General features: G+C 42.5%; 5 protein-coding genes and 1 pseudogene. 3 read left to right on the top strand and 3 right to left on the bottom strand.

Going from position 1 to position 6313, the window contains the following annotated elements:
• Positions 1-385 precede the first annotated feature (385 nt).
• Complete coding sequence (locus LW728_RS22365) at positions 386-1225, bottom strand: Ycf66 family protein (protein ID WP_287768369.1); 840 nt, start codon at positions 1223-1225, stop codon at positions 386-388.
• A gap of 165 nt (positions 1226-1390) precedes the next feature.
• On the opposite strand from LW728_RS22365, the gene LW728_RS22370 reads away from it, so the two are divergent.
• The 3 genes from LW728_RS22370 (at position 1391) to LW728_RS22380 (ending at position 4568) form a co-directional block, all read left to right on the top strand.
• Positions 1391-1579 (top strand): WD40 repeat domain-containing protein, encoded by a 189-nt coding sequence (locus tag LW728_RS22370; protein ID WP_287768371.1) that lies wholly within the window; start codon positions 1391-1393, stop codon positions 1577-1579.
• Positions 1580-1744: 165 nt separating this feature from the next.
• Positions 1745-2728, top strand: coding sequence for a DNA polymerase III subunit delta (holA, locus tag LW728_RS22375; RefSeq protein WP_287768372.1), 984 nt, complete (start codon positions 1745-1747; stop codon positions 2726-2728).
• 181 nt (positions 2729-2909) lie between these two features.
• Entirely contained in the window at positions 2910-4568 is a 1659-nt protein-coding gene (locus LW728_RS22380) for a CHAT domain-containing protein (RefSeq protein WP_287768374.1), read from the top strand.
• A gap of 377 nt (positions 4569-4945) precedes the next feature.
• On the opposite strand, the gene corA is transcribed toward LW728_RS22380, so the two are convergent.
• Together corA and LW728_RS22390 are read right to left on the bottom strand one after the other, a co-directional pair.
• Entirely contained in the window at positions 4946-6103 is a 1158-nt protein-coding gene (gene corA / locus LW728_RS22385; RefSeq protein ID WP_149986613.1) for a magnesium/cobalt transporter CorA, read from the bottom strand.
• Positions 6104-6217: 114 nt separating this feature from the next.
• Positions 6218-6313 (bottom strand): annotated as a pseudogene (locus tag LW728_RS22390) (zinc ribbon domain-containing protein); the annotation flags it as partial.

The following is a 6313-nucleotide window of genomic DNA, read 5'->3' on the forward strand; positions in this document are numbered from 1 at the left end:
TGATGCAAGGGTTTTAAGAGATTCTAGCAGATTTAAGTGCATTTGGGAAGCTCTCAATCAAGCTAAAAGCCCTTTCCTGTAAGGTTTTTACCATTATTCAGCAAACCCTAATTAATTCACTCCTATTACATTTTTTTACTAAAAATTTGGTTCTTCGGTTTGTGTTATGCAATGGACGGGGGTTATAATAAATGTAACCCTTATATAGAAAGACATTTGGCAATTTTTGTCAATTGTTCTCGATCTAGAACGAATTAATCAATTAAGTCTCTTGCCAGATAAGGATTTAGTCGATTTATGCCCCCCCTATCGAACCATACCAAGTAACGAAGAACCATTTCTTGGGTAATTATTGCCTAACCCACCCGCTCAATAGTCTTAATTTTTAATCCGATGGAGGGGGATTTTCTGCGCTTTGCGATCGAGTTTCTGGGGGAGTATCTTTTTCGATATTTTCTTCTGGGGGCAAATCTTCCTCGGTAACTTCAATAATCACCGTTTCGCTAACAGCAATAGTTTCGACTTCAACATTTGCGACAGGTTCAGTCGGGGGAATTTCTGGGGCATTTTCGGAGGGTTTGATCTCTTCCGTTGCCAAATCAAAATCATCAAAATCATCAAAATCATCGAAATCATCGAAAGTTTCCCCATCATCAATGATTTCTGCGGCTTTTTCCCCAATTTCTGTCACCGATTCTGTAATAGGTTCCCCGATAGCTGCGGCTTTTTCGGCAACGGGGGCAACCGTTTCTTGAGCTTTTTCCTCAATTTCTGTCACTGATTCTGTAATAGTTTCCCCGATAGCCACGGCTTTTTCTATAACGGGGTCCACCGTTTCTTTAACCGTTTCTTTAACTTTTGCTGCTACTTTCTCAGGTTTAGCTTTAGTTTTAGGGGATTGGGAGGGAGTAACTTTCCCCAGACGATTGCCTAACCAACCGACAATAGTAAATAATTTAACCGGTTTGTCGGGATAAAAAAGTGCTTGTCTGAGTTTGAGAGTTTGCCAAGCGAAAGCAATAAATAAAATGGCTGCGGCAACTTGTCCCAGGAGGATAGCGCCTGTAATCCTTCCCGCGCACAACCAGAGGACAAGGGCATAGAATAATCCTACCGCACTCCAGAGAAAATCATCTTGACGGTGGCGATCGGGGGCGATAAAAGCGGTGGTGAGGAGGTACAGACTACTCAATCCCACAACGACCGCTAGGATATAGGGCAACATTTGCGATTCTCCTTTGACATTTCCTTTTTTATTGTGCGTTATTTGGGGTCGATCGAGTCTATTTTTTGATTAATTTTCAAAATTATCGAGTCAGATAGTCTTTACCTGTGTTGATGAATAGCCATAGTTAATATTAGGAAATTCTTGGTTTATCCTCTGCTGCTTGTGCTGATCAGATTAAACAAGCTTTCGGATCAAACGATTAAGTTTTGGTCTTTAACAAGCAAAGAGGAATTAGGAACCCTTGCTCGACCCACAGACAACCTGTTATCTTTAGTAATTAGTGCCAATGGGAAATATTTAATTAGTGGTAGGGCTGACAAAACTGTAAAAATTTGGGAAAATGGGCAATAGTAACACCTCAAGATAAGTAAGTAGTTATAATTAAATTGAAGATAAATCCCCCCTTGATCCCCCCTTAATAAGGGGGGTGCCGATTCCCCCTTAGTCCCCCCTTGATCAGAGGGGTGTCTGACAACTTTTAACACCTACCTACTTAACTGCTATAATTAGAAACTTATGCCGACAATATTTTATTGGGGAGAAGATGAATTTGCTATCAACCAAGCGGTGAAAAATCTGCAAGCAAAACTTCTTGATCCCAATTGGATACAGTTTAATTATGATAAAATCAACGGCGATCGCAATGAGGCAATTATCGAGGCCCTCAATCAAGCGATGACTCCAGTTTTCGGCATGGGAAATCGTTTAGTTTGGTTAGCCGATACGGTTATTTGTCAACAATGTTCTGAGGATATTTTCAAGGAATTACAGCGCACTTTGCCCAATTTACCCGAAAATTCCTATCTGTTATTAACCAGCACCAAAAAACCAGACTCCCGCTTAAAATCGAGCAAGTTTATCCAAAATCAGGCGGAGGTTAAAGAATTTGAACTAATTCCGTCTTGGAAAGTCGAGGAAATTGCCCAAAGAGTTAGGGAAATTGCCAAAGAAGTGGGGGTAAAATTAACCCCCGATGCGATCGAACTCTTAGCAGAATCAGTGGGAAATAACAGCCGCTTGTTGTGGATGGAGTTAGAAAAACTGCGTTTATTTAAAAATAATTCGGCGGTAACTATTGACAAAAAGGACATTTTAAGCTTAGTCAATGCCAGCAATCAAAGCAGCTTACAGTTAGCCGGTGCTATTTTAAAACGGGAGACAGGCAAGGCCCTAGAATTAGTCAATGAATTATTAAATCGCAACGAGAACCCCCTAGGTATTACTGCCACCCTAGTGGGTCAATTTCGCACTTGGGCAATAGTGAAATTAAAAATTGAAGAAGGAGAAAAAGACGACAAAAATATCGCCGCCGCCGCCGAAATTGCCAATCCCAAGCGACTGTATTTCATTCGCAAAGAGATACAATCCTTTTCTTCTAAACAACTTCTCGCCACCTTGCCCATACTTCTCGAATTAGAATATCGTCTCAAGCGGGGTGCAGAACCTTTGGCAACTTTGCAAACCAAAATTATTGAACTTTGTTGTTTATTGGTGACTTAAGTAGGTAGGTATTAAAAACTTTCAGATCCCCCCGCCTATCGGCACCCCCCTTATCAAGGGGGGCAGGGGGGATCGAACCTAAAATCTATTTTTGATTTAATTATAACCAGCTACTTAATACTCTTCCTTAGCTTTCAGAAATCCTCTAGAATAACATTCTATAGACTTCTCAATAGCCACAATGACCGATGATGCCATCCCTAGTCTAAATTTAGCGATCTCTAGTTTAGCCACGAGTAATCATTTCGCCCGTTGGGTGACGAAAGCACCCCTACCGGGGGGATATGTGCATCATGACTGTGAATGGACCGAGAGTCTAACCACGGAATGGATGGCATGGCAGGAAATGTTCTGTCTGGAAAAAATGCCGACCTTGCCGATGTTAGAGCAATTAGAGGGAAATTCCCGACCTAAACTGACTCTTTCGGGAGAAGGCGGCAGTTATGGCGGTCAATTAATGCAGAAACTAGGTATTAGTCTCTGGCAATGGTTATTTCAAGCATCAATTGGTCAAAGTTTCGCCCAAAGTCAGGGAATCGCCCTCGGCAAAAATCAGCCCCTGCGAATTCGCTTGGAATGTCGCAACCCCTATTTAATTTTGCTGCCCTGGGAAATTATGCAGCAAGCGGGTAAACAGGCTATATCTCTGCATCCGAATATACTCTTTAGCCGCACCACCAGCGATGTGGAACCACTACCACCGATAAAACCGAGTAATAGTCTCAATATTCTCTTAGTTATCGGGGAAAAACAGATTAAAACCGCCGCTAGTTCCCTCAACCTCACCGCCATTAATACGGGTGGAGAAACTAATTCCGACCAGGCACTCGAATCCGAGGCCGCCAATCTTATCCGGGCCATCTCTCCTGGGGGCAGTGGTTCCCTCCCTCAGAATTGGGGAGTGAAAATCAAAGTCGATACCTTAATTCGACCGGGGGCCGAAGAACTGACCAGGGCCTTGGATACGGGTAAATATCAAGCTTTTTTCTACGCTGGCCACGGAATCGCCGCCCCCAATGGCGGTTCCCTATTTCTGCGGACAGGAGAACAGCTAAACGGGACGGAGTTGGCCCAAGCTTTAGTGAGAAATCAAGTCATTTTAACCGTTTTTAATGCCTGTTGGGGTGCTTATCCCGCTAAATCGGGTCAGGAGATGATCCCCCGCAGCAGTCTGGCGGAAGTCTTGATTCACCACGGCGTTCCCGCAGTTTTGGCCATGCGAGATGCGATCGCCGATAGAGAGGCCTTGAGTTTTATCGAAATTTTTACCCGCACCCTCTTCGGGTTCAAAGACAAAGAAGCGCAGATGTCCAACTTGTTTCCCGGTCCGAGAGTCCCTATCGATCAGGCCGTTCGTATCGCCAGGCAGCAGTTATTAACCCTCTACAAGTACAATCAGCCCGCTTGGACTTTGCCGATTCTCTATATGCACCCAGAATTCGACGGGCAATTGCTGCAAACCCTTGATGAGACTCAATCACCGACGGTTATGCCCAATGTCTGCGGAACCATGCCCGCCGCTTTCTTATACTATCTCGATCGTCCCGAAAGAAAATTGTCAATCCGTGGTGGTGGCATGAATATAGGACGGAACATGGAAAATGATCTACAGATTACTGAAAAATGGGTTAGTAAAAACCATTGTCGGATAATTTGCCGTAAAAATGCCGATCATCCCGACTATCAATACTTTCTCGAAGATTTCTCCCGTTTTGGTACTTTTATCTACCAAGATGGCCACTGGAAGCAGGTACATAACCAAGAAGTTCCCCTAGAGTCGGGTTTACAGATTCGCTTCGGCAGTTACAAAGGCCAAATCCTCGCATTTGTGGTGGAATAATTAGGGTTTGTCGCAAAAGTTTGTCGTCGGGAGTGGGAATTATGAATTATGAATTATGAATTATGAATTATGAATTAGACCTCGACCTAATATAATCTCAAGACTAAAAGTCTTTCTAGTTAAGGAATCTACCCGAATAAAAATTATTTTAATTGCCTCATATTTTTTCAGTAAAATTGAATTAGCAAAGATAGATATACATTACAGCCATCGAACTGTTTAGTTAGTACATAGACCAAAAGCAAGCTGTGACTGGGTTATAATTTTTGGAGATGTCTATTGGGGAAGTGGGGTGCGGGGAGATGGGAGAATAAATAAAATAGTCTCCTGTCTCCTGTCTCCTAACCCCACCAACAAACTTTTTCAGCCAACCCTATCTAACTTTTTGCTTCCTCTTTAAGGGAATAAATTGGTTTAAACCAACCTTTGCGCCAGAAGTAGAAAATCAAGCCTCCCGCTACGGCTAACATGACTAACCAGACCATGAAGTAACTCCATTCTCCTTTTAATTCTGGCATATTCTCGAAGTTCATGCCATAGACACCAACGATAAAAGTTAAGGGAATAAAAATCGTCGAAATTACGGTTAAAAACTTCATAATTTCGTTTAATTTATTGCCCATAGTGGACATATAAACATCCATCAAACTCGCCGCTAATTCTCGATAAGCTTCGATAATTTCCAGAATTTGAATGACGTGGTCGTAGGAATCCCGAAAATAAATTTGTACTTCATCGCTGACTATACCATGATGGTCACGCATGAGTAAATGTAGGACATTTCGCATCGGCCAAATTAAGCGACGCAGTGCCAATAATTCCCGACGGACATCATAGATTTCCTGCATTGTATCTCGATCGGGATTACTAATAATCGCGTCTTCCAACGCTTCAATCCGATCTTCGTAGTGTTCTACCACGGGAAAATAACCATCGATAATCGTATCTAATAATAAATAGGTCAAATAATCCGCCCCCGATTTCCGTACTCGTCCCTGGGAAGTGCGAATTCGATCTCTCACTATCTCAAAACAGTCCTGTAATTCCTCCTCTTGAAAACTTAAAAGATAGCGTTTTCCCAAGACAAAACTCACCTGTTCCGTATCAAAACCGCTTTCATCTTCCTTCAGTCGCACCATCTGAGAAATCACTAACAATTGATTGTTATAGTCCTCTAACTTGGGTCGCTGCGGCACATTAACCACATCTTCTAATAACAAAGGATGCAGATTAAAAATGTCTCCCACCTGTTTTAAAACCGTCTCACTCCCTAACCCTTGAATATCCATCCAAGACACGGTATTTGTGCCAATATAGGGGGCGCAAGCATTGGGGGTAATATCCACCTTGCGAACGGCGTTATCTTCATCGTAGTCAATTAAAATAATCCGCGAGGGTTTGGCATCCGGTTCGATAATTAATGTCCCCGGTTCACTACCCGGTTCATCATAAAAATAATCGAAGTAGTCTTCTTCCTCGTCTCCATCGGTATCGGGACGATTGTTGACGAATATATCGGGTTGTAGTTGGGTCATAAGCTTACAACAATCTGGCTAATTTGGGCAATAAGAAAACAGAAAAGTTAAAAAATTTAATTTGCCTAAAGTTACTATCTATCGCCATGAGATTACATTGACATACTCCCACCGTCAAGCTACGCTGTGACGGGGGATTCTTTCCACATCGCTGTTAGAAATTCCTTGTTCAACGAGACAGCTTAGATTCTCAATGTCTCCATTAAAAAC

Source organism: Microcystis sp. 49638_E5 (genome assembly GCF_021300285.1).
Lineage (GTDB): Bacteria > Cyanobacteriota > Cyanobacteriia > Cyanobacteriales > Microcystaceae > Microcystis > Microcystis aeruginosa_C.

Excerpts from the sequence above, each read along its gene's own strand:
- holA (WP_287768372.1), top strand. The coding sequence starts at position 1,745 with ATGCCGACAATATTTTATTGGGGAGAAGATGAATTTGCTATCAACCAA.
- LW728_RS22380 (WP_287768374.1), top strand. The coding sequence starts at position 2,910 with ATGACCGATGATGCCATCCCTAGTCTAAATTTAGCGATCTCTAGTTTA.
- corA (WP_149986613.1), bottom strand. The coding sequence starts at position 6,103 with ATGACCCAACTACAACCCGATATATTCGTCAACAATCGTCCCGATACC.
- LW728_RS22365 (WP_287768369.1), bottom strand. The coding sequence starts at position 1,225 with ATGTTGCCCTATATCCTAGCGGTCGTTGTGGGATTGAGTAGTCTGTAC.